The organism is Citrobacter sp. CRE-46, assembly GCF_059615875.1.
This window is the reverse complement of record NZ_CM184341.1, coordinates 3887633-3914194: the sequence shown is the minus strand read 5'-3', so window position 1 is coordinate 3914194 and position 26562 is coordinate 3887633. Positions and strand designations below refer to the sequence as shown.

26 protein-coding genes are annotated in these 26562 nt (G+C 51.8%); 12 read left to right on the top strand and 14 right to left on the bottom strand.

What is annotated here, in order from left to right:
- Nucleotides 1-19: 19 nt before the first annotated feature.
- Genes dxs through xseB form a run of 3 tightly spaced genes read right to left on the bottom strand, consistent with a single transcriptional unit; the run spans nucleotide 20 to nucleotide 3049 of the window.
- Complete coding sequence (gene dxs, locus AC534G_RS19195) at nucleotides 20-1882, bottom strand: 1-deoxy-D-xylulose-5-phosphate synthase (RefSeq protein ID WP_038638211.1); 1863 nt, start codon at nucleotides 1880-1882, stop codon at nucleotides 20-22.
- Nucleotides 1883-1906: 24 nt separating this feature from the next.
- The gene (gene ispA, locus AC534G_RS19190; protein ID WP_110498639.1) at nucleotides 1907-2806 is read right to left on the bottom strand and encodes a (2E,6E)-farnesyl diphosphate synthase; all 900 of its coding nucleotides are present in this window, start codon (nucleotides 2804-2806) and stop codon (nucleotides 1907-1909) included.
- Nucleotides 2807-3049, bottom strand: a complete 243-nt coding sequence (gene xseB / locus AC534G_RS19185; protein ID WP_038638224.1) for an exodeoxyribonuclease VII small subunit — start codon at nucleotides 3047-3049, stop codon at nucleotides 2807-2809.
- A gap of 208 nt (nucleotides 3050-3257) precedes the next feature.
- Between xseB and thiI the strand changes: the two genes are divergently transcribed.
- Nucleotides 3258-4706: a tRNA uracil 4-sulfurtransferase ThiI gene (gene thiI / locus AC534G_RS19180; RefSeq protein WP_038638226.1), complete on the top strand. Its 1449-nt coding sequence runs from the start codon at nucleotides 3258-3260 to the stop codon at nucleotides 4704-4706.
- Between the two features lie 33 nt (nucleotides 4707-4739).
- Here thiI and AC534G_RS19175 read toward each other — a convergent pair whose 3' ends face one another.
- Nucleotides 4740-5441, bottom strand: coding sequence for a helix-turn-helix domain-containing protein (locus AC534G_RS19175; RefSeq protein ID WP_038638229.1), 702 nt, complete (start codon nucleotides 5439-5441; stop codon nucleotides 4740-4742).
- Between the two features lie 169 nt (nucleotides 5442-5610).
- On the opposite strand from AC534G_RS19175, the gene AC534G_RS19170 reads away from it, so the two are divergent.
- Genes AC534G_RS19170 through AC534G_RS19160 form a run of 3 tightly spaced genes read left to right on the top strand, consistent with a single transcriptional unit; the run spans nucleotide 5611 to nucleotide 9294 of the window.
- Entirely contained in the window at nucleotides 5611-7944 is a 2334-nt protein-coding gene (locus tag AC534G_RS19170; RefSeq protein ID WP_110498638.1) for a molybdopterin-containing oxidoreductase family protein, read from the top strand.
- Nucleotides 7945-7946: 2 nt separating this feature from the next.
- Nucleotides 7947-8495 carry a 4Fe-4S dicluster domain-containing protein gene (locus AC534G_RS19165; RefSeq protein ID WP_165353552.1) on the top strand — a complete coding sequence of 183 codons (549 nt, stop codon included), beginning with the start codon at nucleotides 7947-7949 and terminating at the stop codon, nucleotides 8493-8495.
- Between the two features lie 10 nt (nucleotides 8496-8505).
- Nucleotides 8506-9294 carry a dimethyl sulfoxide reductase anchor subunit family protein gene (locus tag AC534G_RS19160; protein ID WP_038638231.1) on the top strand — a complete coding sequence of 263 codons (789 nt, stop codon included), beginning with the start codon at nucleotides 8506-8508 and terminating at the stop codon, nucleotides 9292-9294.
- Between the two features lie 39 nt (nucleotides 9295-9333).
- Here the strand turns inward: AC534G_RS19160 and yajL are convergent, their stop codons facing one another.
- Nucleotides 9334-9924: a protein deglycase YajL gene (gene yajL, locus AC534G_RS19155; protein WP_496594454.1), complete on the bottom strand. Its 591-nt coding sequence runs from the start codon at nucleotides 9922-9924 to the stop codon at nucleotides 9334-9336.
- Entirely contained in the window at nucleotides 9887-10798 is a 912-nt protein-coding gene (gene panE / locus AC534G_RS19150) for a 2-dehydropantoate 2-reductase (protein ID WP_038638233.1), read from the bottom strand. Before panE ends, yajL begins: the two co-directional genes overlap by 38 nt.
- A gap of 174 nt (nucleotides 10799-10972) precedes the next feature.
- Between panE and AC534G_RS19145 the strand changes: the two genes are divergently transcribed.
- On the top strand, nucleotides 10973-11464 hold the full coding sequence (locus AC534G_RS19145; protein ID WP_038638234.1) for a YajQ family cyclic di-GMP-binding protein: 492 nt from the start codon (nucleotides 10973-10975) through the stop codon (nucleotides 11462-11464).
- 79 nt (nucleotides 11465-11543) lie between these two features.
- Here AC534G_RS19145 and AC534G_RS19140 read toward each other — a convergent pair whose 3' ends face one another.
- Nucleotides 11544-12908, bottom strand: a complete 1365-nt coding sequence (locus AC534G_RS19140; protein WP_038638246.1) for an MFS transporter — start codon at nucleotides 12906-12908, stop codon at nucleotides 11544-11546.
- 182 nt (nucleotides 12909-13090) lie between these two features.
- Here AC534G_RS19140 and AC534G_RS19135 point away from each other — a divergent pair, with 182 nt between their 5' ends.
- The 3 genes from AC534G_RS19135 to AC534G_RS19125 are packed head-to-tail and all read left to right on the top strand — an operon-like array spanning nucleotide 13091 to nucleotide 14375.
- Nucleotides 13091-13573 carry an Hcp family type VI secretion system effector gene (locus AC534G_RS19135; protein ID WP_003021598.1) on the top strand — a complete coding sequence of 161 codons (483 nt, stop codon included), beginning with the start codon at nucleotides 13091-13093 and terminating at the stop codon, nucleotides 13571-13573.
- An 11-nt stretch (nucleotides 13574-13584) separates the two neighbouring features.
- Nucleotides 13585-14052 (top strand): STM2901 family protein, encoded by a 468-nt coding sequence (locus AC534G_RS19130; RefSeq protein WP_110498637.1) that lies wholly within the window; start codon nucleotides 13585-13587, stop codon nucleotides 14050-14052.
- Nucleotides 14052-14375 (top strand): DUF1493 family protein, encoded by a 324-nt coding sequence (locus tag AC534G_RS19125; RefSeq protein WP_110498636.1) that lies wholly within the window; start codon nucleotides 14052-14054, stop codon nucleotides 14373-14375. Before AC534G_RS19130 ends, AC534G_RS19125 begins: the two co-directional genes overlap by 1 nt.
- A gap of 57 nt (nucleotides 14376-14432) precedes the next feature.
- On the opposite strand, the gene cyoE is transcribed toward AC534G_RS19125, so the two are convergent.
- The 7 genes from cyoE to AC534G_RS19090 form a co-directional block, all read right to left on the bottom strand.
- Nucleotides 14433-15323 carry a heme o synthase gene (cyoE, locus tag AC534G_RS19120; protein WP_003831005.1) on the bottom strand — a complete coding sequence of 297 codons (891 nt, stop codon included), beginning with the start codon at nucleotides 15321-15323 and terminating at the stop codon, nucleotides 14433-14435.
- An 11-nt stretch (nucleotides 15324-15334) separates the two neighbouring features.
- Nucleotides 15335-15664, bottom strand: coding sequence for a cytochrome o ubiquinol oxidase subunit IV (locus AC534G_RS19115; RefSeq protein ID WP_003831006.1), 330 nt, complete (start codon nucleotides 15662-15664; stop codon nucleotides 15335-15337).
- Nucleotides 15664-16278 (bottom strand): cytochrome o ubiquinol oxidase subunit III, encoded by a 615-nt coding sequence (locus AC534G_RS19110; RefSeq protein ID WP_003831007.1) that lies wholly within the window; start codon nucleotides 16276-16278, stop codon nucleotides 15664-15666. The genes AC534G_RS19115 and AC534G_RS19110 overlap by 1 nt, the downstream gene beginning before the upstream one ends.
- Nucleotides 16268-18259 (bottom strand): cytochrome o ubiquinol oxidase subunit I, encoded by a 1992-nt coding sequence (gene cyoB / locus AC534G_RS19105; RefSeq protein WP_038638255.1) that lies wholly within the window; start codon nucleotides 18257-18259, stop codon nucleotides 16268-16270. Before cyoB ends, AC534G_RS19110 begins: the two co-directional genes overlap by 11 nt.
- A gap of 10 nt (nucleotides 18260-18269) precedes the next feature.
- Entirely contained in the window at nucleotides 18270-19226 is a 957-nt protein-coding gene (gene cyoA, locus AC534G_RS19100) for a cytochrome o ubiquinol oxidase subunit II (protein WP_038638258.1), read from the bottom strand.
- A 585-nt stretch (nucleotides 19227-19811) separates the two neighbouring features.
- Entirely contained in the window at nucleotides 19812-21287 is a 1476-nt protein-coding gene (ampG, locus tag AC534G_RS19095) for a muropeptide MFS transporter AmpG (RefSeq protein WP_038638261.1), read from the bottom strand.
- A gap of 44 nt (nucleotides 21288-21331) precedes the next feature.
- On the bottom strand, nucleotides 21332-21910 hold the full coding sequence (locus tag AC534G_RS19090; protein WP_003021617.1) for a lipoprotein: 579 nt from the start codon (nucleotides 21908-21910) through the stop codon (nucleotides 21332-21334).
- 306 nt (nucleotides 21911-22216) lie between these two features.
- Between AC534G_RS19090 and bolA the strand changes: the two genes are divergently transcribed.
- The 4 genes from bolA (at nucleotide 22217) to clpX (ending at nucleotide 26451) form a co-directional block, all read left to right on the top strand.
- A complete protein-coding gene (gene bolA / locus AC534G_RS19085) occupies nucleotides 22217-22534 on the top strand; it encodes a transcriptional regulator BolA (protein WP_038638264.1) in 318 nt (105 codons plus the stop codon).
- 346 nt (nucleotides 22535-22880) lie between these two features.
- Nucleotides 22881-24179: a trigger factor gene (gene tig, locus AC534G_RS19080; protein WP_003021622.1), complete on the top strand. Its 1299-nt coding sequence runs from the start codon at nucleotides 22881-22883 to the stop codon at nucleotides 24177-24179.
- A gap of 247 nt (nucleotides 24180-24426) precedes the next feature.
- The gene (gene clpP / locus AC534G_RS19075) at nucleotides 24427-25050 is read left to right on the top strand and encodes an ATP-dependent Clp endopeptidase proteolytic subunit ClpP (RefSeq protein ID WP_032939995.1); all 624 of its coding nucleotides are present in this window, start codon (nucleotides 24427-24429) and stop codon (nucleotides 25048-25050) included.
- Nucleotides 25051-25176: 126 nt separating this feature from the next.
- Nucleotides 25177-26451: an ATP-dependent protease ATP-binding subunit ClpX gene (clpX, locus tag AC534G_RS19070; protein WP_003831013.1), complete on the top strand. Its 1275-nt coding sequence runs from the start codon at nucleotides 25177-25179 to the stop codon at nucleotides 26449-26451.
- Nucleotides 26452-26562 lie beyond the last annotated feature (111 nt).

Genomic DNA, 26562 nt, shown 5'->3' with positions numbered 1-26562 from the left:
AGCAGGAGCGGGGAGGGGATTATGCCAGCCAGGCCTTGATTTTGGCCTCAATGCCTGCGGCATTAAGACCCAGATCGGCGCGAGCCTCATCCTGAGTGCCCTGTGGGATGAAGAAGTCAGGCAGGCCGATGTTCAGCACCGGAACGGGCTTGCGATGGGCCATCAACACTTCGTTTACGCCACTGCCTGCGCCGCCCATAATGGCGTTCTCTTCAATAGTAACCAGCACGTCGTGTCGGGCCGCCATTTCGAGGATCAACGTTTCATCCAGCGGTTTCACAAAGCGCATGTCAACCAGCGTGGCGTTCAACGACTCTGCGACCTGAGCAGCTTCCGGCATCAGGGTGCCAAAGTTAAGAATCGCCACTTTTTCCCCGTGACGCTTCACGATGCCTTTACCTATTGGCAGGTGTTCCAGCGGCGTCAGCTCAACGCCCACCGCATTACCGCGTGGATAGCGCACGACCGATGGCCCGTTGTTGTAGTGATAGCCGGTAAACAGCATCTGGCGGCATTCATTCTCATCGCTCGGGGTCATAATGACCATTTCCGGGATGCAGCGCAGGAAGGAGAGATCGAACGCCCCCTGGTGGGTTTGCCCATCTGCGCCAACGATACCTGCCCGGTCAACGGCGAACAGGACCGGCAGTTTCTGGATGGCCACATCATGCAGCACCTGATCGTAGGCGCGTTGCAGGAAGGTAGAGTAAATAGCCACGACCGGCTTGTAGCCGCCAATCGCCAGACCTGCTGCAAAGGTCACTGCATGCTGCTCGGCAATCGCCACATCGAAGTAGCGGTCCGGGAACTTACGTGAGAATTCCACCATACCGGAGCCTTCGCGCATCGCCGGGGTAATCGCCATCAGCTTATTGTCTTTCGCTGCGGTCTCACATAACCAGTCCCCGAAGATTTTTGAATAGCTTGGCAGGCCGCCGCTGCTTTTCGGCAGACAGCCGCTGGATGGATCGAATTTGGGTACGGCGTGGAACGTGATCGGGTCTTTTTCCGCTGGCTCATAGCCACGACCTTTTTTGGTCATGATGTGCAGGAACTGCGGGCCTTTCAGATCGCGCATGTTCTTCAGCGTGGTGATAAGCCCCAGCACGTCGTGCCCGTCCACCGGGCCGATATAGTTAAAGCCCAGCTCTTCAAACAGCGTGCCCGGCACGACCATGCCTTTGATGTGCTCTTCGGTACGTTTGAGCAGCTCTTTAATCGGCGGTACGCCGGAGAACACTTTCTTCCCGCCTTCGCGCAGCGAAGAGTAGAGTTTGCCTGAGAGTAATTGCGCCAGGTGATTGTTCAGCGCGCCGACGTTCTCTGAAATCGACATTTCGTTGTCGTTGAGGATAACCAGCATATCGGGCTTAATATCACCCGCATGGTTCATCGCTTCAAACGCCATCCCGGCGGTGATAGCGCCGTCGCCAATCACACAAACGGTACGGCGATCTTTGCCTTCTTTCTCGGCGGCAACCGCAATACCAATGCCAGCGCTAATGGACGTTGAGGAGTGCCCAACGCTCAGTACGTCATACTCGCTCTCACCGCGCCACGGGAACGGATGCAAACCGCCTTTCTGACGAATGGTGCCGATTTTATCGCGGCGGCCGGTCAGAATTTTGTGCGGATAAGCCTGATGTCCCACATCCCAGATTAACTGGTCAAACGGGGTGTTATAGACGTAGTGCAGCGCGACGGTAAGTTCCACCGTGCCCAGACCAGAGGCGAAGTGCCCGCTGGAACGGCTTACGCTGTCGAGCAAATAGCGGCGCAGTTCGTCGCAAAGCTTTGGCAGGCTCTCTTTTGGCAGCAGGCGTAACTCCTGGGTGGAGTCGACCAGCGCCAGGGTCGGGTATTTGGCTATATCAAAACTCATCGCAAGCTCATGGGATATGTTGGTTTATTTATCACGCTGGATTATATAGTCCGCTAGCGCTTCCAGTGCCGAGGTATCGAGAGACTGCGCGGCCAGCAAACTTAACGACTGGCGGGCATCTTCGATTAAATCCCGGGCTTTATTCCGGGCTTGCTCAAGACCCAGAAGTGCAGGATAGGTACTTTTGCCAAGCTGCTGGTCAGCACCCTGACGTTTACCCAATGTTGCAGTATCGCCTACCACATCCAGTATGTCATCCTGAACCTGGAAGGCCAGACCGATGCTTTCTGCGTATTTGTCGAGAATTGGCAGGCATTCCCGCCCTTTATCGCCTGCGCTTAATGCACCCAGACGCACGGCGGCACGAATCAATGCCCCGGTTTTATGGCGGTGAATACGCTCCAGCGCATCCAGCGCAACCTGATGACCTTCCGCTTCCAGATCCAGCGCCTGGCCGCCGCACATGCCGGCGATACCGCTGGCCTGCGCCAGTTCAGAGATCATCGCGATGCGGTCACGGTCAGATACTTCCGGCATCGGGGCGTCGCTGATAATGGAAAACGCCAGCGTTTGCAGCGCATCTCCGGCCAGGATCGCGTTTGCCTCGCCAAATTTTACATGGCAGGTTGGCAGACCGCGACGCAGGTCATCGTCGTCCATCGCGGGTAAATCATCATGCATCAGCGAATAGGCATGGATGCACTCGACGGCGGCAGCGGGAGCATCAAGCGTACTCAGGCTGACGCCAAACATCTGACCGGTCGCATACACCAGGAATGGGCGCAGACGTTTACCGCCTAATAATGCGCCATATTGCATGGTTTCGACCACGGGAGTGTTCTGAAAGGGCAGTGGCGTGATAAAACGGCTCAGTGCCTGATTGGCCTGCTCAACGCAAGCCTGTAGCTGCTGCGTAAAATCCATTTACTCATTATCCGGTGTAAAAGGCGTAAGGGCGGCGTCTTCGGTGTCTGACAGCAGGATTTGTACGCGCTGTTCAGCCTGTTGCAATTTGACCTGTCCCTGACGCGCCAGTTGTACGCCACGTTCGAATTCGTTCAGCGCTTCTTCCAGCGGCAGGTCGCCGCTTTCCAGGCGGGTAACAATCTGTTCCAGCTCGCTCAGCGCTGTTTCAAAACTGGCTGGCGCTTCATTTTTCTTCGGCATAATGAATGTCTGACTCTCTGTATTGGCAGCACAAGACTATGGTAACGGACTCGCACTGATAAGCAAATAACGCGCAATGGTAAGGCGATGTGCACAGGATGACCATGATAGTGGTATACTTGCGCGCCTGGATGCAGCCGCAGGGTATGGGCTGCTGTATTTTTTTCCATTACAAGTCATTCAGACTTGCCAAAGAACCATTGCCGCCATGAAGTTTATCATTAAATTGTTCCCAGAAATCACCATCAAAAGCCAATCTGTGCGTTTGCGCTTTATAAAAATTCTGACAGGGAACATTCGTAACGTTTTAAAGCACTACGATGAAGACCTTGCCGTTGTCCGTCACTGGGATCACGTTGAGGTTCGCGCTAAAGATGAAAGCCAGCGTCTGGATATTCGCGACGCGCTGACCCGTATTCCGGGTATCCACCATATTCTCGAAGTAGAAGACGTGCCGTTTACCGACATGCACGATATTTTCGAGAAAGCGCTGGTGCAGTATCGCGATCAACTGGAAGGAAAAACCTTCTGTGTACGCGTTAAGCGTCGCGGTAAGCATGAGTTTAGCTCCATTGAGGTGGAACGTTATGTTGGCGGCGGGTTGAACCAGCATATTGAATCCGCGCGCGTGAAGCTGACGAAACCGGACGTGACGGTGAATCTTGAAATCGAAAATGACCGTCTGCTGCTGGTTAAAGGCCGCTATGAAGGTATTGGCGGTTTCCCGATTGGTACGCAGGAAGACGTCCTGTCGCTGATCTCCGGTGGTTTCGACTCCGGCGTATCGAGTTACATGCTGATGCGTCGTGGCTGCCGCGTACACTATTGCTTCTTTAACCTCGGCGGCGCTGCGCATGAAATCGGCGTTCGTCAGGTGGCGCATTATCTGTGGAACCGCTACGGTAGCTCGCATCGCGTACGTTTTGTCGCGATCAACTTTGAGCCGGTGGTGGGCGAGATCCTGGAGAAAGTCGACGACGGTCAGATGGGCGTGGTCCTTAAACGTATGATGGTACGCGCGGCATCGAAAGTCGCTGAGCGCTACGGCGTACAGGCACTGGTAACCGGTGAAGCGCTGGGCCAGGTGTCCAGCCAGACGCTGACCAACCTGCGCCTGATTGATAACGTTTCGGATACCCTGATCCTGCGCCCACTTATCTCCCATGATAAAGAGCACATCATCAACCTGGCGCGTGAAATTGGTACCGAGGACTTTGCGCGTACCATGCCGGAATACTGCGGCGTAATTTCAAAAAGCCCAACGGTGAAGGCGATTAAAGCGAAGATTGAGGCCGAAGAAGAAAACTTCGATTTCTCTATCCTCGATAAAGTGGTCGAAGAAGCGAACAATATCGATATTCGCGATATCGCCCAGCAGACTCAGCAGACCGTGGTGGAAGTGGAAACCGTGAGTGGTTTCGGCTCAAACGACGTGATTCTGGATATCCGTTCTGTGGATGAACAGGATGACAAGCCGCTGAAGGTGGAAGGTGTGGACGTGGTTTCACTGCCGTTCTACAAGCTGAGCACCAAATTCGGCGATTTAGACCAGAGTAAAACCTGGCTGCTGTGGTGTGAACGCGGCGTGATGAGCCGCCTGCAGGCGCTGTATCTGCGCGAGCAGGGCTTTGAAAACGTGAAGGTGTATCGTCCTTAATTTCCGCTTGCCCCGGCCTCAGGCGTCGGGGCGCTATTCGCCCTGCAAATGCAGCGGAGTGAGTATTTCCACCAGTTGACGGGCAATCCGTGGGATCGCCTCGTCGCTGAAAAAACCCATCGTAACCGCAATGGCCAGCAGCTTTCCTTGCTTATCGCACAGCGGACAGGCAATTGATTGTGCGCCCGGAATCCCGTCAGTGGGATGATAGCGTACCGCATAGCCCTGTGTTCTAACTTGTGCAATACACTGTGCCTGTGCTTCACTTTGCGCCTGATAATCTGTGAAGCTCATAAACACCTGTCCCGCCGCGCTGGCTAAAAGCGGAACAGGCGTGTTTGGCAGAAAATCGATATCGACATGGCGAAAGCTGCGGTTGTAATGCTTCAGCACAAGCCCATTATCGGTGGTGGCGACGACGACGCCGGTTGAGTGGTTAAAGGCGTTACGAAACGCGATTAGCGTCGTGTTCAATTCCGCAATCGGATCGCGTTGGCCCGTCTCCATTCCCGCCAGCTGCCGTGCCGTCGCGCCCAGCGCATACAGCCCCTTTTCGTTTTGACGCAGCATGCCGGTTCGACACAGCGAAACCAGATATTTGTGTAGACGACTTTTAGATAAGCGGCATCCCGTGGCGATATCGATGGCTCGCGCCTGGCCGCTATGCGCGGCAACGAACGTCAAAATGCCGACGGCAATATCAACCGAATTAACCCCTTGCGATGTTTCAGACATATCAAATCTCTTTTTAAATTCTTCACAATTATACCACCAGCGCGCAGAGCCTGACTGCCTTCGCAATTTAAAAAGATCCTTACGCCTATGTGATGAGATCTTGATACGTCTCAAGTTAATCATTGGTGTACTTTGATTCACTAATGGTGAATTATCTGGAGGCAAGATCATGGAAGCATTGAACAACATACGGTTAAAAAGAAGAACCTTGTTAAAAGGGCTTGGGGTCGTGGGGCTGGCGTCTTTAGGACCTTCGTTTTTGGGGCTGCGCCAGGCTAACGGCGCGCCGTTACCCCGTTTTCGGCTGAAGCAGTCGGATTACCAGACCTATCGCTCAACCTGTGCGATGGAGTGCCTGCACTGTAACCTCACGGCCTATGTATGGAAGGATCGCCTGATGAAAATAGAGGCGACCAAAGGCTTTAACGTTAAGTGCTGTCTGCGTGGGATCAGCCGGACGAAATGGGTCTATCACCCGCTGCGGCTGACGCAGCCCCTGCTTCGCACGGGGGAGAAAGGCGAAGGCAAGTTTAAGCCGATTAGCTGGGATGCGGCGTTGGATCTGATCGAAAAGAAAATCCGGGAAACGATCGCTGCCGACGGCAACAAAGGTTTATTGTTTACCGCCGCCTCGGGAAATATGGACTCAATTAAAAACGATATGGGGAAGGCGTTTTTTGATTATCTTGGCGGCTCGACAAAACATGTCGGTTCGCTGTGCTGTGCTGCTGTCACCGCGGCGATGATGCCAATGGTTGGGTTACGTTATGCCGATACCCGCGACACTATCGCAGACAGTCGCTATATCTTGTGCTGGGGGAATAACCCGGCCGTCACCATGCATGCCTATTTCAAAAACTACTCGCAGGCGCAGCGTAACGGGGCGCGGCTGGTAGTTATCGATCCCCGTTTTAACGAAACCGCAGCTAAAGCGGATGAGTGGGTGCCGATTGTTCCCGGCACGGACATAGCCCTGGCGCTGGGAATGATCAACATCATTATGCAGGAGCAGCGCTACGACGCCGATTTTTTACGGGTACATACCGGGGCCGTTTATCTGGTGGATCGGCAAGGGCAACTCATGCGCGCCGACCCACAGGATCCCAATAGTTATTTGGTGTTTGATACCGTCAGCCAAACGCTGGCTCGCCATGATGCCGCCGGAATAGTCCCCGCTTTGCTTGGCGATGAGCTTCCGGCGGATAGCGTGTTTTCTACCGTGCTGGATGCGGTGTGGGAGCAGGCGAAACCCTGGACGGCGCAGAAAGTGGAGCAGGAAACCGACGTTCCCGCCCACACGGTGCTGCGGCTGGCCCGTGACTATGCCTCGACGCAGCCAGCCATGATTGTGCAGAACATGTCTGGCGCGCAAAGAACCGAGTTTGGCACCTACGTAGCGGCCAGTCAGTTCTATCTGGCATTAATCACCGGCAATATCGGTAAACGTGGCGCAGGGGTTTGCGATGCGGGAGGGGTCAGGCAGATGGCCAAATTCTCGCCCATTATTCCGCCCGCGCCTCATGCCGCCAAAATCCCGCCGATTCCCATCGCCAAACTCGGCGACTGGATTGTCAACGAGAAGCCGCATGCGATTAAGTTCTGGTGGAACATGACGCTGGGGGCGATGACTCAGTTGCCGAATACCAATCAGGTCCGGGAAGCGTTTAAAAAAGTGCCGTTTGTGGTGGTGGCGGACAACCTGATGAGTTCGTCTGCACTGTATGCCGATCTGGTACTTCCGGTGACGACCATTTTTGAAGATGTCAGTTTAATGGCGGGGGTCCGTAGCCATTATGTACAGTTGATGGAAAAAGCGGTTGAACCGCCGGGAGAAGCCAAACCTGATTATTGGATTTTTGCCCGCCTCGCCGAGCGTTTTGGATTTGGAGACGTCTTTAATCAGCCCATTGAACATTACATTGATACTTGCCTCAAAGGGTCGGGTATCACCCGCGAAATGTTAAAAAAAGGGCCGGTATGCCCCGTTATAGAAGACTGGATCCCCTTTAAGGATGGGCAGTTTTGTACCTCAACCGGAAAGGCGCATTTTTATATTGAGGAGTGGGCCAAAAAAGACTTCCTGCCGGTGGTAACCTGGAAACAGGTGAAAGAGTCAGTGAAAGGTTCACCTGAACTGGCAAGCCACTATCCGTTAATGGCGGTACAGCGCAAACTGGCACGTAGCGTACATTCGAGCCACGGTATGAATGAATGGATCCTCGAGGTTCAGCGTAATCGCCCAAACGTTATGATTCACCCGGAAGATGCCCGTAATCGTCAGATCCAGGCCGGAGAGTGGGTTGTTGTGTTTAATCATCGTGGAGAGCATAGAGCAATTGCCGATGTTACAACGCATATAAAACGGGGAGTTGTAAGCCTGGATAATGGCTGGTGGGAGCAGCAGGGAGGAAGTAGCAGCCATGTCACCAACGATCAGGTAGAGCTGTTGGGTAATGGACACTGTTGTAACAGCACGTTGGTTGACGTGAGAAGGGAGGCATAATCATGACGAAACAGTATGGATTTCTTATTGACATGCAGAACTGCTATGGCTGCAAGACCTGTAGTATGGCCTGCAAATCGGAAAATATGACGCCGCTTGGTGTGTTATGGCGCCGAGTGCGCGAGCGCAATACGGACGAACCTAATACTCAAGCGTTTATCAGCATGTCGTGTAACCATTGCGATGACCCTCAGTGCATGAAAGTGTGCCCTGCCGGGACTTATACCAAACGAGCTGACGGGATTGTTGTACAGGACCACGAACGTTGTATCGGTTGCCGGATGTGTATTATGGCCTGCCCCTGGAGTGCACCGGTTTACGATGCGGAAGAGGGGAAAACCAGTAAATGTAATTTGTGTGCGGAACGCCTGGATGAAGGTTTGCAACCACGCTGTGTTGAATCTTGCCCTGCGGGGGTTTTGCGATTTGGTGAGATAGAAGATCTTCGCAAAGAGCATACCACCCAATGGACTGTGCTAGAGAAGCTCTACAACTTACCCGATCACAACATCAGTAAGCCCAATATTGTAATTATTGCGCCACGGGACTGAGGAGAGAGAAATGGAACACTATGAATTGCCATTAGTCTTTTTTACGGTCTTTGCTCAATGGGGGATTGGCGGTGTCCTGGCACTAACGTTGTGTCAGAGTTTTGGCACGCTGAAATTTAATGCTGAACAATATCGTCGGCTTGCGCTGCTATTTTGGGTCATCACTGTGCTGGGTTCTTTGGCATCCCTTGCACACCTGGGAACACCTACAGGCGCATACCGTTCGATGGCAGGGTTGGGAATATCCTGGTTGAGCCGGGAAGTAGTGGCATTTATAGTATTGAATGCCGTGATATTTTGCTGGTTAGCGTTATGTTGGCTCAAGCCTGGGCATCCAGGGGCGAATCTTCTGGGTGGTGTGACTGCGCTTGTTGGCCTGGTGTCAATTTTTGTGACGTCTCAGGTGTATTACCAAATGGCGCTGCACTCGCTTTGGCATACCATAGCTACGCCGCTTGGCTTCCTGGCAACGGCAGTATTGCTGGGTTTTATGAGTGTGGCGGTGGCGGGTGGCTATTGGCATAAATCCTCTTCAACGGTGTGTAATGCAGGGATCATCATTGGAATCGTGTTGACGGCAGGCGGGCTGTGGTTTCGCTATCATGTGCCTGGCGCTGATGCGTCAAGTCCTCTGCTATGGTGGCAGCTATTTGCCAGTATCTGCGTTGCTGTGTGGGGAATATCGCGTCTGAACTACGGCCAACAGAGTTGGTTATGGGTCGTATTAATGGCGACGGGGGAACTGGCGGGAAGAATGTTGTTTTATAGCAACGTTATGAGCGGAGTGCCTTGGTTTTAAATATTTTACCGGATGGTTGAAACCATCCGGCAATCATTATTATTCGTAGTAGTTATAAATTCCCGCCGCAATTACCAGATGTGACGCCACTTCATGAGCCTTCTCGCGGTTTACCAGTAGATCAATGATTTTTAAACCAAAATCAATGGATGTTCCCGGACCCTGGCTGGTTAACAGGTTAACGCGCGGATCCCAGACGACACGCTTGTCTTGCCATTGATCTGCGGGAATTTTGTCCTTCAACGCCGGGAAACCCGTCATATTTCCGATGGGGAAGAGATCGTGCGGGACAAGTACGGTGGCGGCAGCGGCGCAAATTGCTGCGACAATACGCCCGGAGCGATGAAACTGCTTCACGGTTTCGACAAGCAAAGGGCTATCGCGAAAACACTCCGCGCCTTTAATACCGCCAGGCAATACGATGATGTCGAAATCGCCGTCAGCCACTTCGACCAACGGTGCGTCAGCCAGCAGCTTCACTCCGCGTGAGCACACAATCGTCAGGTCGCCATCGCTGGCGACGCTTGCTGTAGTGACCTTAATTCCGCCGCGAACCAGCAGATCGATAGTAGTGACCGCTTCGGTCTCTTCACTACCAGGGGCGAGACAAACCAGTGCTTGAGCGCTCATACTCACTTTCCTTTCTCTTTACCATTTCAAACAGGTGGGCATTTTCCGGGACGGCGATGCCGTGCGCGCGGGCGCGTTTCAACAGGTAACCGGTAATATAGTCGATCTCTGTATGGCGCATGGCACGAATATCCTGCAGCATTGATGAGATATTTTCCGCCGTACTATCAATGACTTGCTCGACATAATAGCGTAAATCATCCGCTGATGTGTGGTGGCCTTCGCGTTCAATAACTGCTGCTACTTCCTCACAGATTAGCGCTATTTTTTCCGGATGCTGACGCAGTTCGCCGTTTGGGCAGTCCCAGAGCGCCGTCAGGGGATTAATGACGCAGTTCACCGCCAGTTTGCGCCACAGTTCGGCACGAATATTATTGTGCCAGGCGACATCCGGTAGTACTTCTTGCAGTGTTTCAGCCAGATAGCTGAAATCACCGTCCTGCTCACGTGCCGGACCGATGCGCGTTGTGCCCTGAGCGACATGAATGATGACATTTCCGTCGCGACGTGCTGCGTGGGTGGTGGTGCCCATCAGCAGAGGCTGTTTAATGTTTTGCAGCTCTTCAATCGTCCCCATACCGTTGTGAATCAGCAAAATTGGGGTAGTTTCAGGCAGAATTGCGGCCAGACCTTTTACCGCATCGGAAACCTGCCAGGCTTTAAGTGTAACCAGCAACAGGTCGCTTTTTGCCAAAAAGTCGGGGTCGTTTGCCGTCAGGGATTCATTAAAAACCGATCCATCCGTGTCGATCAGGTTCACGCTGCAGTAGGGCTGTGGCACGCGTAGCCACCCTTGCACCTCATGTCCATGTTTGCACAGCGTGGTAAGCCACAGCTGTCCTAACGCTCCACATCCCAGTACGGTAATTTTCATTCTTCCTCCTCACCTGCAACAGCACCAGGTGTTAATCCATATCGGCCGTACCCCTTTATTGTTCGCAGGTATCAGTTCCGCGTACAATTAAAGGATACAGCCTAGTATAGCGCTGTCTGTTGAGTAACTTTGCAGGTATTATGCTTCGCATCAAAAATGAAGGGAGAGGAAAAGATGCCATCTTTCGATATTGTCTCTGAAGTTGATCTTCAGGAAGCCCGTAACGCGGTAGAAAACGCCAGCCGCGAAGTAGAGTCACGCTTTGATTTTCGTGGTGTTGAAGCGACTTTTGAGCTGAATGAGTCAAATAAGACGATTAAGGTGCTGAGCGAGTCAGATTTCCAGGTCAATCAACTGCTGGATATTTTACGTGCCAAGCTGCTGAAACGCGGGATTGAAGGCACGTCGCTGGACGTACCGGAAACCTTCGTGCACAGCGGTAAAACCTGGTTTGTGGAAGCGAAGCTGAAGCAGGGTATTGAAAGCGCGGTGCAAAAGAAAATCGTTAAGCTGATTAAAGACAGCAAGCTGAAAGTGCAGGCGCAGATTCAGGGCGAAGAAATCCGTGTAACCGGCAAGGCGCGTGACGACCTACAATCTGTTATGGCGCTGGTTCGCGGCGGCGACCTCGGCCAGCCGTTCCAGTTTAAGAACTTCCGCGATTAAGTCGTAATGCCCGCTTATCCGGCCTACAGGTAGCACACGCTATTTGTCGGCCGGATAAGACGTCGCCATCCTGCAATCTTCACGCCTGGCTGATGGCCTGCTCAACCTCAAATCGATTGGTCACTTTGCTGTCGATTTTTATGTAGGCCGAATGTTCTTGCGCCACAATTAACACTTCGCTTATCCCTTCTTTAGCCAGCAGACGCTGCTTCAGGGTGTCATCCGCGGCAATCTCCGGTGGGATTTCCACGCGCAGGCTGCTAACGTACGGCGGTTCTTTCATTGTGCTGGCCACCAACAACCACACTGCCGCCAGAAGCGCGCCGGCCAGGAATACCGCCTGCCCATCAAACATGTCGACAACCCAACCGCCCAGCGAACCGCCAATCGCCACGCCAAGAAACTGGCTGGTGGAGTAAACGCCCATCGCCGTACCTTTATAGCCAGCCGGAGACTCTTTACTGATAAGCGAGGGGAGGAGGGCTTCCATCAGGTTGAAGGCGAGGAAGAATATCTGCACGCCCGCAATCAGCCCCCAGAAACGAATGTTTGCGCTCCACAATACAATTTCGGCAACAAGAATCAGTAACACGCAGGCGAGGAACACGCGTTTCATCCGGCGTTTCACTTCGGCGTAAATGATGAACGGCACCACGGAAACGAAGGACAGCAGCATCGTCACCAGATAAATTTTCCAGTGTTCGGCGGCGGGGAAACCCGCTTTCGCCAACTGACCTGGCAAGGCGACGAAAGTGGACATCAGTAAAATGTGCAGACACATGATGCCGAAGTTGAGCTTCAGCAGTTTTGGCTCCGCCAGTACTTTGCTGAAGCTACCTTTTACCATGCCTGATTCGCGGTTCAGTACGTGGGTCGTGCTATTGGGAACGACCCAAATGGTCAGCACGATACCTGTGGTAGCAAGGCCCGCGATCATCCAGAACAGCGCGTGTAGCCCCAGCGCGTGGGTAACGATCGGCCCCAATACCATCGCAATGGCGAAGGTGATACCAAAGCTGACGCCGATAAACGCCATTGCTTTGGTTCGGTTTTGCTCGCGGGTTAAGTCGGACAATAGCGCCATTACGGCGGCGGCAATCGCGCCAGAGCCTTGCAGAGCTCGACCAAGAATAATCCCCCAGATTGAATCTGAGAGGGCGGCAATCACGCTGCCGAAAACGAATACCGCCAGTCCGCCGACAATAAGCGGCTTACGACCGATGCGGTCTGACAGCAGACCAAAGGGGATCTGGAAGATGGCTTGCGCCAGGCCATAAATACCGATAGCAAGTCCGATCAAGGCTTCGCTGGCACCCTGTAGCGCCATACCGTACGTGGTCAGAACCGGCAGGACCATAAACATGCCAAGCATGCGCAACGAAAATACGGTCCCTAAACCCCAGGTGGCGCGCAACTCACCGGGCGTCATTTTGTAATCGTTCATTCCCACCTCTGTATTAATTTCGCGCCTAGTGTAAAGCGGGGAAGGGGTGGGGTAAACCTCTACGATATGTGGAATTGTGTAGTGGGATAATTGAAATAATTACTTTAGCAACTAATTTACTTGCGATAATTACAGGTGTAGTCTTTTTGTGGTTGTTACTAATGGAAACAGGGAAAAGGAAAATGGCAATTCCAGGCAATATGTGGATTTATGACGATGGTGGCGCGCTGATAAAGGGCGGGTGTGACGTAAAGGGAAGAGAATACAGTATTGAATTTAAAGGTTTTCATCACAATCTCTCTATTCCCACCGATAATGCAACGGGTAAACCAACAGGCACACGCCAACATTCACCGATGATGATCGTCAAAGAGTTTGACTACTCGAGTCCCTATTTATACAAAGCGGTTGCTTCTGGTCAGAATCTTAAGTCTGCAGAGATTCGTTGGTACAAAATCAATGATGCGGGTCAGGAAGTGGAGTATTTCAACATGCTGCTCGAGGGCGTGCGGATTGTCTCGGTCTCTCCTACGATGGCTGGGCCAGAAGACAAAAACAACAATCACCTTGAAACCATAGAATTACGCTACGAAAAAATCACCTGGAAGCATTGCGACGGGAACATAATCTATACCGACGCATGGAATGATCGGCAGACGGCATAATGGGTGATTGAATGGACACAACTGAAGAAGCGAATGGAACCTATTGGTATCACGGTCACGCTAACGTAACGTCGGGTGAACTGTTTGATTTGATATTCATCGAGCAGTTGGCCGATTCATTAGGTATCACCACGGAAGCTGTTACGCTGGTTTTGATCGGCCAACCATTTATTCCTGTGGAAGGAAAGCTATCAGCAGCCACAAACACCCCAGGCACTAGTATTGCATCAATTCTATGTAGAAAACTTCTGAAAGGGGCTCGGTTCCCGTTTGGTTTAAGACTACACGCTCCTATGGGGAAGTTTTCCAAATTAAAGATGGTTCCAACAAACCAAATAGCAACTTACTTAGGCCGCTGGGTTCCTTTTATCGGGCATGCTCAGTTAATCGTGCTTTTGTTCGCGGTGACAAAACATACCCGCGATAAATACAACCTCATCGCGCGACCCAAAGATCGCATACAGTGGACATCTTTCTGATGAGAAATTATGAAGCTGAAGTTATTGAGTACATCATGAAGAATTACCCAATCAGGGAACGCTGGTTTAGACCTGATCTTAGGCAGGTTACTAAAGAATGGACCCTGGAGGATGATTTTCAGTTTGTTCCGGAAGATGCGTATGATTTTTTAGCTGATTTATTTGAGCATTTTGATATTGAATATTCGAATTTTGATGGGAGGAATTATATTGAACAAGAATACCCTTTCTGGAAAAAAGAGCCTCCCGAAATAGAGTTAAAACCTCTGACAGTAGGGATGATCATTGAGTCAGCAAAGGCCGGGAAATGGCTATATGATTGAATAGTTTTCTTGCTAATAAAAAGGGTGCCAAAGCACCCTTTTCTTATCTGCCGATTCTTACCAGACGTAAGTCAGCAGGTTCTGCGAGTTTGGCACCATAAAGTCGACGGACATCATCACGCTGAGCGCGGTAATGGCGATGATGGAGAAGCCGAACAGCTTGCGCGCCCAGACTCTGTCATCTTCCACTTTATAACCGCGCAGCGCCATGCCCAACCACCAGACGCTCACCGCCGCCGCAACAATCAGGTATTTATAACCTGCATAGCCGCCCAGGGTTAGCATCAGCGTGGCGATAGCAAATGCCACGATATACAGCGTGATATGGTTCTTCGCGACCGAAATGCCTTTTACCACTGGCAGTACAGGGATGTTGGCAGCCTGATAATCCTTGAAGCGGAAAATCGCAATCGCGTAAGAGTGCGGCATTTGCCACAGGCTGAAAATAGCCAGCAGAATCAGCGCACCGCTATCGAACTCACCGGTTACGGCGCAGTAGCCAATCACCGGCGGCGCAGCGCCGGAGAGTGAGCCAATCAGCGTACCGTAAACGGAATGGCGCTTCATATACAGGCTATAGACGCCCACGTATACCACGAAGCCCATCACCCCCAGCCAGCAGGCCAGAGGGTTGGCGCCAAACCACAGCAGCATAAAGCCAGCAATACCCAGCAAGGTGGCGTATACCAGCGAGACGGCAGGAGAAATCAGACCTTTAACCAGCACGCGGTTTTTGGTCCTCTCCATCTTCCTGTCGATATCCCTGTCGATATAGTTGTTAAATACACAACCCGACGCCACAACCAGTGACACCCCAACCAGCGTGTAGATAAACAGGGGATAGTCGATGCTGCCTTTCGAGGCCAGCAGGAACCCCCCAATCACCGAGATCAGGTTGCCAAAGATGATGCCTGGTTTCGTAACTTGCAGGTATTGCTTAAACATCATAATCGCCGCTCTTAGTGCATCATCATGTTGTAGTTAAGGTTCCACATAATCCAGATGGAGCCCACAACCAGAATGGCGATGATTAGCACAGTAAAGACAAAGGCCGTCATGTTCCAACCTTCATCAGATTTGCTATTCATGTGCAGGAAGCACACCAGGTGCACCAGAATCTGTACCACGGCCATTGCCAGAATAGTTCCCAGAATGACGGCCGGAGAGGCAGAACCTGTCATCACCATCCAGAACGGAATGACCGTCAGGATGATCGACAGGATAAAACCTGTCATGTAGGTTTTTACGCTGCCATGGGATGCGCCGCCGCTCTCGTTAGAATGACTCATTACATCGCCCCCATCAGATAAACAACAGTGAACACACAGATCCACACCACATCCAGGAAGTGCCAGAACAGGCTCAGGCACATGATGCGGGTACGGTTAGTACTGGTCAGGCCGCGACGGGCAACTTGCACCATCAGCACCGCCATCCAGATAAGACCGGAGGTGACGTGCAGACCGTGCGTGCCGACCAGCGCGAAGAACGCAGACAGGAAGCCGCTGCGATCCGGGCCCATACCGTTAACAATCAGGTGATGGAATTCATAGAGTTCCATCCCGATGAATCCGGCACCGAACAAGAAAGTCAACGCCAGCCAGGAGATGACCTGGCTCTTGTTGTTCTTATACATGGCGATCGCCGCCATGCCGTAAGTAATGGAGCTAAATAACAGCAGGAATGTTTCAACCAGAACGAACGGCAGTTCAAAAATGTCCTTACCTGTCGGGCCACCTGCGGTGCCGTTCACCAGAACGGCATAGGTTGCAAACAGAATTGAGAACAGAATGCAGTCGCTCATCAGGTAGACCCAGAATCCGAAGATCTTGGTCTGGCCTGCATCGTGGTGCCCGTGTTCGTGCGCGTGGGCAGTCGCGTGCGTTAAAGTATCAGTTGCCATTTTTCAGCCCTGCCTTAGTAATCTCATCGAAATGCTGGTTTTCCAGTTTTTCGACTTCCGGGACCGGCACGTAGTAATCCACGTCTTCATCAAAGCTTTTCACAATCCAGCTAATGATCATGCCTGCGAAGCTTGCAATCGCCAGCCACCAGATATGCCAGATCATGGCGAAACCAAACAGTGTTGCGAAGGCGGTAATGACGATACCGGCACCGCTGTTCTTCGGCATATGAATCTCTTCATAGTGCGTAGGCTGCTTGTACGCTTCACCTTTTTCTTTCATTTCCCAGAAGGCATCACGCTCGTGAACGTGCGGCACAACGGCAAAGTTATAGAATGGAGGCGGGGAAGAGGTTGCCCACTCCAGCGTACGACCACCCCATGGGTCACCGGTCAGGTCACGGTTCTGCTCGCGGTCGCGAATAGACACGTACATCTGAATGAACTGGCACAGGATACCCAGTGCAATCAGCGCGGCGCCACAGGCGGCAACAACCAGCATCGGATGGAACTGCGGATCAATCTGCTGGCTGAGGCGACGGGTCATACCCATAAAGCCCAGCACGTACAGCGGCATAAATGCCACGAAGAAGCCGATGATCCAGAACCAGAATGCGCGTTTACCCCAGGTTTCGTTCAGCGTGAAGCCAAACGCTTTTGGCCACCAGTAGGTCATACCCGCGAAGCAACCAAATACCACGCCGCCGATGATAACGTTATGGAAGTGCGCAATCAGGAACAGGCTGTTGTGCAGTACGAAGTCCGCACCCGGCACCGCCAGCAGTACGCCGGTCATGCCGCCGACTGAGAAGGTGACGATAAAGCCAATCGTCCACAGCATTGCTGAGTGGAATACGATACGGCCCTGATACATGGTGAACAACCAGTTGAAGATCTTCACCCCGGTCGGGATGGCGATAATCATGGTGGTAATACCGAAGAAGGCGTTTACGTTTGCGCCGGCACCCATGGTGAAGAAGTGGTGCAGCCAAACTATGAACGACAGAACGGTGATACACACGGTTGCCCACACCAGCGAGGTGTAACCAAACAGACGCTTACGCGAGAAGGTTGCTGCGACTTCGGAGAATACCCCGAATACTGGCAGGATCAGAATGTACACTTCCGGATGGCCCCAGGCCCAAATCAGGTTGATGTACATCATCATGTTGCCGCCCATATCGTTGGTAAAGAAATGGGTGCCCAGATAGCGATCCAGGGTCAGCAACGCGACGGTAACCGTCAGAATTGGGAACGAAGCGATAATCAGGATGTTCGCGCACAGAGATGCCCAGCTAAATACCGGCATCTTGAACATGGTCATTCCTGGCGCACGCATCTTAATGATGGTCACAAAGAAGTTGATACCGGTCAGGGTTGTACCAATACCGGACAACTGGACTGCCCATATCCAATAATCGACCCCGACGCTTGGACTGTACTCTATCCCCGAAAGAGGCGGATACGCCAGCCAACCGGTCTGCGCGAATTCACCGACGCCCAGAGACAGGTTAACCAGGATTACGCCAACAACGGTGAACCAGAAGCTCAGGTTGTTCAGGAACGGGAATGCAACGTCACGTGCGCCAATCTGTAGTGGAACCACCAGGTTCATCAGACCGATAACAAATGGCATTGCCACGAAGAAGATCATAATCACGCCGTGAGCCGTGAAGATCTGGTCGTAGTGGTGAGGTGGCAGGAACCCCGCTTCACCTGCAGAAGCCAGCGCTTGCTGACTACGCATCATGACGGCATCGGCAAAGCCACGAATCAACATCACGATTGCGACGATGACATACATGATGCCAAGGCGTTTGTGGTCAACCGAAGTTAGCCACTCTTTCCACAGGTAGGTCCACTTACCGAAGTAAGTGATAAGGCCGAGTAAGGCCGCACCACCGATGATAATGGCAGCGATCGTAACCATGACGATTGGTTCATGGAACGGAACTGCATCAAGTGTCAATTTTCCGAACATCGTATTCTTCTCAACCCCTTGAGTTGGCGGATTCCGCGTGGCTCATGTCCATGCCTTCCATACCTTCGTGTGCGCTGTGCTCACCTTCTGGTTGGGTCATGTCCATGCTCTTACCGTGAGCCATAAATTTGTTAATAACATCTTTAAACAAATCAGGTTTCACGTTGGAGAAGTATTCCACCTGGTTGTATTCGCTTGGCACAGCCACTTTTTCGAACGCAGCCATGTCGCTCATGGTGTTCGGAGACTGCTTAGCTTTAGCAACCCATTGGTCGAATTCGGCGCGGTCCTTTGTTGCAATAGCCTTGAATTTCATACCGGAGAAGCCTGGTCCGCTATAGCTTGCGGAGATACCATCATAAGTACCGACTTCATTGGCGATCAGATGCAGTCGAGTCTGCATACCAGCCATGGCATAAATCTGGCTACCCAGACGCGGGATAAAGAAGGAGTTCATCACGGAGTTAGAGGTCACTTTGAAGTAAACCGGAGTGTTCGCCGGGAAAGCGATTTCATTCACGGTTGCAATGCCCTGTTCCGGATAGATGAAGAACCATTTCCAGTCCATGGAAACCACTTCAATGGTAATGGGCTTCTCGTCATGCGCCAGCGGTTTGCTTGGCTCAAGAGCGTGAGTGGTTTTCCAGGTCAGCACGGCAAGGAAAATGATGATTAAGATCGGCACCGTCCAGACCACAGCTTCCACTTTATTGGAGTGTGACCAGTTCGGGCTGTACTTCGCATCTTTATTGCTTGCACGATACTTCCAGGCAAAACCAACAGCCATCAAGATGGCAGGAATAACGACGATCAACATCAGGCCAAATGCCGTCAGTATCAATGACCGTTGTTCCAGTCCAATCTGTCCTTTAGGGTCAAGCAGCGCAGAATTACAGCCACTGAGCAACGCAGTGCCTGCAATTAATGACAACCATCCCAAACTTTTATTGTATTTCCTGAGTCTCATTTAACGACCTCAATTCCACGGGACCGGGTGGCGTTTAAAGTGTGAGGTCATTTTACGGGAAGGTTACATTACTGTAAACATCATTGGATCTGTGTTACCGGGTTCTGCCGAGCGTGTCACATATGTTGCAATATATGTCGGGTTGGCTTTAAGAACCTGTTGCAACATCACGTTATAACGAAAGCAGGCAGGTGAGGGACGTGCGGAGGGCAATTGGTATAACCAATACCAAAATAAAACAATTAATTAACAATTGATTATCAATAAAAAGACAATTACAGAACAAAAAATAAATTTTTCATGGCTGAATCGAGTAAGGAAAATAGCATGTATAAAAGGCGTCAATAATTTCCAAATTCTATGGCGCACAAAATAACAAATAATATTTTTTCTCAGTTGTTGTTTATTTAGCCGTTATAATTACGCAGGGTGATTACAACGGCTAAATATGCTCGTCATACTTCAAGCTACGGGTGTGTTGGCTTTCCTCGCTCACCCCAGTCACTTACTTATGTAAGCTCCTGGGGATTTGCTGCGTCGCCGCCTTCCCGTAACTCGAATTATTTAGAGCATAAATATGCAACATCACGCCAGACGGGTTTTGCGCAATGCCAGATAATCCAGCAATCCGCCGAATACCACTCCGCAGACCGCGACCACCACCGAGATTTCAAGCAGTTCCGGCAGGAAGGAGAAGTTGGTGTAGTCCAGTGCGTTAAGGGTCAGCAACAATAGCCAAACTGCCAGCAAACAGCAGCCCGCGACTAGCGTCATTAATGCCAGACCGTACGCGCCACGAAATTCCGTGCGCGGAATAAAGCTTTCATTTTGCCAGCTATGTTCCAGCGTCTGGCGACAAACCAGCAGCAGGAGGAGTCCAGGCAGCGCGGCAAACACGGAGAACAGATAAAACGTGGGCCACCCGTGCGCTTCGACAAACCAACCCGCTACCGGACCTACGTACACGCGGCCAACCGCTGAAAGCGCGGAGAGCAGGGCGAACTGGGTCGCTGAGAAGGACTTATTGCACAGCGTCATTAATAAGGCGACAAACGCCGCGGTGCCCATCCCGCCACACAGGTTCTCAAAGAAGACGGCGGCGGCCATACTGAACATGTGTTTGTCAGTGACGGACAGCAGCCAGTAACCTGCGTTTGATGCCCCTTGCAGAATACCGAAAATCAATAATGCGCGGAACAGCGAGAGGCGCTGCATCAGGATTCCGCCGTACAGCGCGCCAACAATGGTTGCCAGCAGCCCCAGCGTTTTATTCACCACGCCGACTTCACCCGCATCAAACCCAACCCCGCGGATTAAAAAGGTGGTGGTCAGACTCATGGCGAAGGCATCACCGAGTTTATACAGCACGATGAGGAGCAGAATCAGCCAGGCATTGTTGCGGCCAAAAAAGTCTCGCAGCGGAGCCGCAACCGCCTGTTCCAGAGATTTAGGCACCGGAATAGCATCTGTTGGTTCTGGCGCTAACAGGGTGGCGATGATGCAAGGGATCAGCAGCGCCGCCATCAGCCAATACATTCCCTGCCAGCCGAGCCAGCGGTCGGCCATCCACAGGGCCAGTCCGCCGGAAACCAGCATCCCTAAACGGTAACCCAGTACGCTGATTGCCGCACCTGCGCCACGCTCTTCGGTGGGCAATACGTCGGTTTTCCAGGCGTCAAAGACGATATCCTGCGATGCCGAACAAAACGCGATCACCACCGCCAGCGCGGCCATCCAGCGTAGCTGCGTACCCGGCTCCAGAAAGCCCATCGCGGCGATAGAAATCAATAGCAGTAGCTGGGTCGCCAGTAGCCAACCGCGACGTCGGCCCAAAAACGGCGGCGTATAGCGGTCCATCAATGGAGACCAGAGGAACTTAAATACGTAGGCCTGGCCGACCAGAGAAAAGAAACCGATGGTTTTAAGATCGATATTTTCGACCGTCATCCACGCCTGGAGCGTACCGGATGTCAGTGCGAGCGGTAATCCGGAGGCGAACCCCAGAATGAGCAGGATAGCTGAACGTGGTTGCTGAAAAATACGTAAGTAATGACTGGACATGGGCTTCTATAGGCCCGACGAACGCCGGGCCATATGGGCAGAAATTAACGAGCGTTCTGCTTGATGAAATCGTGAACGCTGGTGTCCTGAGACATATCAGCGATGGTGTCGGTCAGGACGCTGTTAACGGCATCAGCAATATTTTTGTTGGAGGCCTGCAGCGCGCCTTCAACAGAGTAGCTTGCGCGGTAGTTTTTGGTCATCTTGTTACCGTTTGCCGCGGTCGCAATAATAGCGATGTCTGCTTTAGTGGCGATATTGTAACGCACGCTACCCTGAGACACGTCAGCATACAGCTGGCTAACAATGATTTGCAGGTTTACTGCGCCGTTCGGACCAATCATATAACCACGCGCGGTCATCTGTTTTTCCAGCACTTCTTGCAGCAGGAAACGCAGATCGCGGGAAGCGGTCAGGGTAACCAACTGGTTGTCGCGGGTGACTTTTGCCAGCGCCTGATCCTGACGCTGGTCGGCGCCGTTGATACTCACGGTCACGCCCATCAGGCTCGGATCCTGCTGCGGCAGGGTAATTTTAGGGGAGACTTCAATGGTGGTAGGCGGCGTTGCGCATCCTGCCAACATAAACATCGCAACTAACGGGAAGAGGATTTTTTTAAACATGCCAGGGCTCTCAGCGAATCTAAATTGTGTGGTTAGAGAAAATTCCCGCCATCATAACATCGCCAACGATGAGGGGAAGTGGGTAACGCATGTAAATTCATTGTGTTGTCCTTTTTATGACTTTGTGGAGACCAGAAACGGACTTTTTGCAATAAACCAAAGAATGAAATGAGTGAACTTCATTCGTTTGGCTGAGAAAATCAGACAAGCGCTAATTTTTTGTTGCTAAGGTGTAATGAAAACGGTAAAAGCGGCTAGTATTTAAAGGGATGGGTGACATCTCAGCGTTGTCGGAGGAAAAATTTCATGATGATTCGTGAGCAAATAGAAGAAAAATTAAGGGCAGCGTTCCAACCCGTATTCCTCGAAGTTGTGGATGAAAGCTATCGTCACAATGTCCCGGCAGGTTCTGAAAGCCACTTTAAGGTTGTGCTGGTTAGCGATCGTTTTACAGGTGAACGTTTTCTTAATCGTCATCGGATGATTTACGGCACGTTAACGGCGGAACTCTCCACAACCGTACATGCGTTAGCCCTGCATACCTATACCATTAAGGAGTGGGAAGCGTTGCAGGACACGATCTTTGCGTCGCCCCCTTGTCGTGGAGCCGGGAGCATCGCGTAGAAAAACGGATTTGCAACAACCGATGTTTTTCCAGTATGTTGCTACAGAATATGTGAAAACGGCCTGCGGGCCGTTTTGTTTTGTCTGAATTCTGGGGGAGTCGTACAGTATTCAGACAAAAATTAGCCGGGAATTGTGAAAAAAGCCGCAGCAACGCGCGATAACCGTTCTCGACTCATAAAAGTGATGCCGCTATAATGCGCGTCTTATTTTTCGGAATGTCTTCGGGATGATTCTGACGACAGGGAATGTGATTGCTTATGAGAACATCCCAGTTCCGCGAAGCCAACAACCTGTGCTTGCGGAGAAGAGTTGACCGAGCACTGTGATTTTTTGAGGTAACAAGATGCAAGTTTCAGTTGAAACCACTCAAGGCCTTGGCCGCCGTGTAACGATTACTATCGCTGCTGACAGCATCGAGACCGCTGTGAAAAGCGAGCTGGTCAACGTAGCGAAGAAAGTGCGTATTGACGGTTTCCGCAAAGGAAAAGTACCGATGAATGTTGTTGCTCAGCGTTATGGCGCTTCCGTGCGTCAGGACGTGCTGGGCGACCTGATGAGCCGCAACTTCGTTGACGCGATCATCAAAGAAAAAATCAATCCGGCTGGCGCACCGAACTACGTTCCGGGGGAATACAAGCTGGGTGAAGATTTTACTTACGCGGTAGAGTTCGAAGTGTACCCGGAAGTTGAGCTGACTGGCCTGGAAGCAATCGAAGTTGAAAAACCGGTTGTTGAAGTCACCGACGCTGACGTTGATGTAATGCTGGACACTCTGCGTAAGCAGCAGGCTACCTGGAAAGACAAAGACGGCGCTGCTGATGCAGAAGACCGTGTAACCATCGACTTCACCGGTTCTGTAGACGGCGAAGAGTTCGAAGGCGGCAAAGCGTCTGACTTCGTACTGGCGATGGGCCAGGGTCGTATGATCCCAGGCTTTGAAGAAGGCGTTAAAGGCCACAAAGCTGGCGAAGAGTTCACTATCGACGTGACCTTCCCGGAAGAGTACCACGCTGAAAACCTGAAAGGTAAAGCCGCTAAGTTCGTTATCAACCTGAAGAAAGTTGAAGAACGCGAACTGCCGGAGCTGACTGAAGAATTCATCAAACGTTTCGGCGTGGAAGATGGTTCCGTAGCCGGTCTGCGTGCTGAAGTACGTAAAAACATGGAGCGCGAGCTGAAAGGCGCTGTGCGTAACCGCGTTAAGTCTCAGGCGATCGAAGGTCTGGTAAAAGCTAACGACATCGACGTACCGGCTGCTCTGATCGACAGCGAAATCGACGTTCTGCGTCGTCAGGCTGCGCAGCGTTTTGGCGGTAACGAGAAACAAGCTCTGGAACTGCCGCGTGAACTGTTCGAAGAACAGGCTAAGCGTCGCGTAGTTGTAGGCCTGCTGCTGGGCGAAGTTATTCGCACCAACGAGCTGAAAGCTGACGAAGATCGCGTTAAAGGCCTGATCGAAGAGATGGCTTCTGCTTACGAAGATCCGAAAGAAGTTGTTGAGTTCTACAGCAAAAACAAAGAGCTGATGGACAACATGCGTAACGTCGCTCTGGAAGAACAAGCTGTTGAAGCCGTTCTGGCGAAAGCGAAAGTGACTGAAAAAGCCACTTCCTTCAACGAGCTGATGAACCAGCAGGCGTAATTCGTCGCTTTTGTAGCACGAATTTCGTACGCAAGCCCGTCACCTTTTGGTGGCGGGTTTTTTTTTGTCACGCATTTTGCATGGGAAGAGTGCGAAAACAGCGTTTCAGTGTTAGCGTTACAACAAAAGATTGTTATGCTTGAATTATGGCGATGTCGTACCCATTACTGAGGGACTAGCTGATAATCCGTCCATAAGGTTACAATCAGCACAGCAGGTTTTTTCAAATTTTATCCAGGAGACGGAAATGTCATACAGCGGCGAACGAGATAACTTTGCACCCCATATGGCGCTGGTGCCGATGGTCATTGAACAGACCTCACGTGGTGAGCGCTCTTTTGATATCTATTCTCGTCTACTTAAGGAACGCGTCATTTTTATGACTGGCCAGGTCGAAGACCATATGGCTAACCTGATTGTGGCGCAGATGCTGTTCCTGGAAGCAGAAAACCCGGAAAAAGATATCTACCTGTACATCAACTCCCCTGGTGGGGTAATTACTGCCGGGATGTCTATCTATGACACCATGCAGTTTATTAAGCCGGACGTCAGCACCATTTGTATGGGCCAGGCGGCCTCAATGGGCGCGTTCCTGCTGACTGCCGGGGCGAAAGGTAAACGTTTTTGCCTGCCTAACTCTCGCGTCATGATCCACCAGCCTCTGGGCGGTTACCAGGGCCAGGCAACGGATATTGAAATTCATGCCCGCGAAATCCTGAAGGTAAAAGGGCGCATGAACGAACTTATGGCGCATCATACGGGTCAATCTCTTGAGCAGATTGAACGTGATACCGAGCGCGATCGCTTCCTCTCCGCTTCTGAAGCGGTAGAGTACGGTCTGGTCGACTCGATTTTGACCCATCGTAATTAATGCCCAGTGCGCAGGTGTGCCGCTATAATTACCTGGAGCGGCACAACGCTGACTAGCGTCTTGCGCCTGAGAATGGCATTTGCGTCGTCGTGTGCGGCACAAAGAACAAAGAAGAGGTTTTGACCCATGACAGATAAACGCAAAGATGGCTCGGGCAAATTGTTGTACTGCTCTTTTTGCGGCAAAAGCCAGCATGAAGTGCGGAAGCTGATTGCCGGTCCATCCGTGTATATCTGCGACGAATGTGTCGATTTGTGTAACGACATCATTCGCGAAGAGATTAAGGAAGTAGCACCGCACCGTGAACGCAGTGCGCTGCCGACGCCACATGAAATTCGCAATCACCTGGACGATTACGTTATCGGTCAGGAACAGGCGAAGAAAGTGTTGGCGGTCGCGGTATACAACCATTACAAACGTCTGCGCAACGGCGACACCAGCAATGGCGTCGAGTTGGGCAAAAGTAACATCCTGCTGATTGGCCCGACGGGGTCCGGTAAAACGCTGCTGGCTGAAACGCTGGCGCGCCTGCTGGACGTTCCGTTTACCATGGCTGACGCCACCACGCTGACCGAAGCCGGTTATGTGGGTGAAGATGTTGAAAATATTATTCAGAAACTGCTGCAGAAGTGCGACTACGACGTACAGAAAGCGCAGCGCGGGATCGTCTATATCGATGAAATCGACAAGATTTCTCGTAAGTCTGACAACCCGTCCATTACCCGTGACGTTTCTGGCGAAGGCGTACAGCAAGCGCTGTTGAAACTGATCGAAGGTACGGTTGCCGCCGTTCCGCCGCAGGGGGGGCGTAAACATCCGCAGCAGGAGTTCCTGCAGGTTGATACCTCCAAGATCCTGTTTATCTGCGGTGGCGCGTTCGCTGGTCTGGACAAAGTGATCGCTAACCGTGTTGAAACCGGCTCCGGCATTGGTTTTGGCGCAACGGTAAAAGCGCAGTCTGATAAAGCCAGCGAAGGTGAGCTGCTGTCGCAGGTGGAGCCGGAAGATCTGATCAAATTTGGTCTGATCCCTGAGTTCATCGGTCGTCTGCCGGTGGTGGCAACGCTGAGCGAACTGAGTGAAGAAGCGCTGATCCAGATCCTGAAAGAGCCGAAAAACGCCCTGACCAAGCAGTACCAGGCGCTGTTCAACCTTGAAGGTGTCGATCTGGAGTTCCGTGAAGAAGCGCTGGATGCGATCGCCAAGAAAGCGATGGCGCGTAAAACCGGTGCCCGTGGTCTGCGTTCCATCGTCGAAGCCGCGCTGCTTGACACCATGTACGATCTGCCTTCGATGGAAGACGTCGAAAAAGTGGTGATCGATGAGTCGGTGATTGGCGGTCAGAGCAAGCCATTGCTGATTTACGGTAAGCCGGAAGCACAGCAGGCATCTGGCGAATAATTCATCAATTCATACAGACATTTAATTAAAAAGGGGGGATTTTATCTCCCCTTTTATTTTTCCGTAAACATGGCGTTGAATGTGTGGGAAACATCCCCATATACTGACATA